At 35.1% G+C, this 3,683-nt stretch carries 3 protein-coding genes; all 3 read right to left on the minus strand.

The features are described from left to right. On the minus strand, window positions 1-1,562 hold a 1,562-nt coding region (locus tag ACTHJT_RS08475), incomplete at its 3' end, for an RHS repeat-associated core domain-containing protein (protein ID WP_440237588.1). Between the two features lie 406 nt (window positions 1,563-1,968). Continuing rightward, complete coding sequence (locus ACTHJT_RS08480) at window positions 1,969-2,793, minus strand: tetratricopeptide repeat protein (protein ID WP_440237589.1); 825 nt, start codon at window positions 2,791-2,793, stop codon at window positions 1,969-1,971. Window position 2,794: 1 nt separating this feature from the next. After that, on the minus strand, window positions 2,795-3,683 hold an 889-nt coding region (locus ACTHJT_RS08485; protein ID WP_440237590.1), incomplete at its 5' end, for a LysM peptidoglycan-binding domain-containing protein.

Below are 3,683 nucleotides of genomic sequence, written 5' to 3' on the forward strand. Positions count from 1 at the left end.
TATTCAAAAGGTCTGATAGGATCGGTTTTTTCAAGTAATGCTGCCGCCTCTCTGTCTGCCATCATTGCTCTCGCTTCAATTTTTAAAGCATTTCTCTGTGCATTTAAAGCCATTGCATTTTCTTCTGTAAAAGCAACGGAAGTATTAAGTGACTCAAGTTGCTCATTATACCATACTCTAACTTCTGCATTTGTTAATCCAGTTGTAACTGTACTTTCAGTTGCCGCCGCCGCCGCTTCTGCTTCTATTGCCGCCGCTATTCTATTTGCAACAGCACTTTCTGTACTCATCATCCCCCAAGTACCCACAATAAGAAGACTTGAAATTCCAGCATCTTGTACTTCGGTACCTACGGCTGGAGCCCCATTCATATGAGTAAGACCTTCAGAAGTTATTCCAACATCTCCGGAAATTTTTGTTGAATATAAAAAAATTGCATCTAAACTACTATAAGTACTTGATAATACTATACCTGCTATTTTAGCTTCCGGAGTAGGCAGATCGTTGACTATTTCAATACCTTTTTCAATTTTTGCAGCTGCATTATATTCTGGTTCATATATATACAATTGATCACTTAGACTATTGCCTGCTTCTTCGAGTGTATTGAAATGAGGCTTAACATTTCCCAGATTATTTGTTGTTTCAGAATACTTACTTATATCGGATGTTTTTGTATTTTGAGTAGTACTACTGGTATTTTGTTTCATTTTCTGCAGTACATCATTAAACATACCAGCAGGAGGAGGAGGCATCACATAAATTTGACCTGATGTTGATCCGGCAGCAGATGAACCGGAGGTTCCGGTTACAGCTCCTGCACGTGATGTAGGTTGTCCACTACCTGATGCACCGCCAGACGGACTCTGAGGTTGACCTGGTGTTTCTGCTCCGTCAATATCCGTATTGTTGATAGGTTTATTCGAAGCATAAGGATAGGGGGACTGATATGCATACTTCCCCGCCAGCGGATCCACGCTAATAAACCTACAGGTCCATGGGGAGTAGTAACGCATGCCATAGTAATACAAGCCGCTCTCTTCGTCTTTTTCCTTGCCGCAGAAGCGGTAACGTTTTTTCGCATAAGAACCAAAAGAAGTTTCTCCGAATGGATAATACTCTTCCAGTGATACGGTTGTACCATTGGTGTCCAACTGCACACAGGAAGACCCGAGGTGATCAGATAAATTGTACTTAACAGCAGGAGTAGAGTCTCCCAGATCAGCCCCAATGCATTTGGTTGCGCCACCCATGATATGAATGATATTCTGTTCACCGCCGCTGCTGTACTGGCCAATGATCCATGTACCAATGGTTAAGTTGGGTATACCATCGTAACCGGTACTTTCCTTCGTATATTCAAAAGCTCCGTCAATATAGGTGGTCGCAGTATATTTGCCGCCCTGCCTGCGGGTAAGTTTCTTTACACGATTGCCAGATCCATCATAGAGGTAATGCGTATACTTGCTCGGCTCTGCGGTGCCGGTCTGCACAAAGAAAGCACGTAAGCGATCTGCACAGTCATATTCCAGATGCCTTGCGGTATCACCTTCGCTTGTCATGTTACCATTCACATCGTGCGTGAAGTTGTATGTGTTGCTTCCTATTACAATGGATTTTAATTTGTTTGTCGTAAAAGGAGAATCGTAATTAAACGTTCGTGTAAAATTGAACCAAACCTATAAGGTTTAGAAGATGGTAATATGCAATGTTATTTGTACTACTGTTTTTACTTTATAAATAAGTTCACTGATTATAAAACCTTATAGGTTTGGTTTCTGTTTTTCTCAGCTGATAATCTGTAACAACAGGTTTTTAAAAACCTTCATATTTCAATTTTAAACAATAAAAAAGGAGGGGTGCTTGTATGCATACCTCCTTTTTTAGAATACAAAGTAAATTTTATTTAATGAAGATCAACAGGTTAGCCGTTTATTTTTGTAAAACAGATAATCTGTAACACTACCCCTACCTACAATAGTTATTTACAGTTTTATTGAAATTTTTTTCCTTATAATTTTCTCGAATTAATACATCAAAATCTTTACATGCATTTTGATTGTCGTTAATTTCTATGTAATAGTTGGCTCTATAATAATATGCTTCTAAATTTTTATTGTTAATCTTTATACATTGTGTTAATGTTTCTATTGCTTTTTTGATTTGTCCCATTTCGTATAGTATTGAACTTTTAATCAAATAACAATGATCGTCATCTTTTTTTAGAGAAATTGCTTTATTAATATCATTTAAAGCCAAACCATATTCTTTTATATCCCAATAACATAAAGCTCTTTGTGCATATACATCATATTCATTTTTTTCGTTGTTTTTAATTGCTTGTGAGTAACTATATATAGCTTTATTTATATTGTTCTGACTATAATAATAATATATCCCTAGATTATAATTTAAAGCATATATAGTTGAATCTATTTGTTTAGCTTTATTATAACATATATAAGCTAAATCAGTTTTTCCAGTATTGTAAAAAGATTCTCCTAGATTAATATTTATGGATAAAGGATCTCCGTTTAACTCCTCTGCTCTTTGCAGATCTATTATTGCAAGTTCAAATTGATTGAGTCTATTATAACAGCATCCTCTGAATATGTATCCTTGCGGATCAGATTTATTAATATTTATTGCTTCAGAAAAAAACTTAATTGCATCAATATAATTTCCTTTATTGAAAGCATTTTCTCCTTTAAATAATAATCCTTCATATGAAAGTGTATTACATGAGAAAAATGCAATACAGGTTGCAAATAATAATATGTGTGCTATTTTCATTTTATCTAAATTTAAATCCTGCTAATATATTAAAAGATTTCTCTTGCTGTTGTATTAATATGGCATAGCCTTGTTGCATATCTCCCATACTTTTTACTTCTGACAATGAACCGAATTTGCCTGATAAAAGCCCTAAATAATCTTCTTGATTTACATATATCATTTGTAATCCAGTTTTAGAGCTTGGACGACTAGATACATAATTGTTAGTAGCTTCATATCCTTGAGAAACAGCGACTTTTAATAATTCTTTATCAACTTCGTTAGAAAAGTCTTCAAATACAAATGATAAAGGAAGAAGTGTATACGTTTCAGCCCTGCCTCTAATAACTTCAGTTAATGCGTAAGAATCCATTATAGGACCTGTAAATTCTGCACCTTTAGCTATTAATTTAAGACCGTTTGTTAATTTTGTATTAGGCAAATAATTCTTTGTTGTATAAGAACCATTTCCCATTTCTTTAGGTCTGGATATATCAAAATCATGTTTAGGTTTTGTCATACCAGGAGATTGATAATTTTTACCGTTACTAGCTCCCAAAAGTCCTTCTTCTCGGAGTTGTTTTTGAACATATTCTGCAGATTTACCAGATGCCTTTCCTGCTTCTTCAATGGTAGGATTAATAAGTTCAGAAAGTGGATGAGAATTATTATTAGTAGTGCTGCCGCTAGGAATTGTGGTAGCTGGATGCTTTTGATTATATCCTTCTTGAGATACAATTAAATCTACTCCTGTAGGAATAGATTTTTCTCCATAGCCATTCCAGGCTTTTAAATTATCTATACTTACGCCATACTTTTTTGATAAGGAGCCATATGTATCTCCAGATTGAGTTTTATGAAGATCTGTAATATTATCTCCATTGACATCCGTTCCTTGTGTATTGGGT

Source organism: Cytophaga sp. (genome assembly GCF_051961495.1).
In the GTDB taxonomy this organism is placed as follows: domain Bacteria; phylum Bacteroidota; class Bacteroidia; order Cytophagales; family Cytophagaceae; genus Cytophaga.

Excerpts from the sequence above, each read along its gene's own strand:
- ACTHJT_RS08480 (WP_440237589.1), bottom strand. The coding sequence starts at position 2,793 with ATGAAAATAGCACACATATTATTATTTGCAACCTGTATTGCATTTTTC.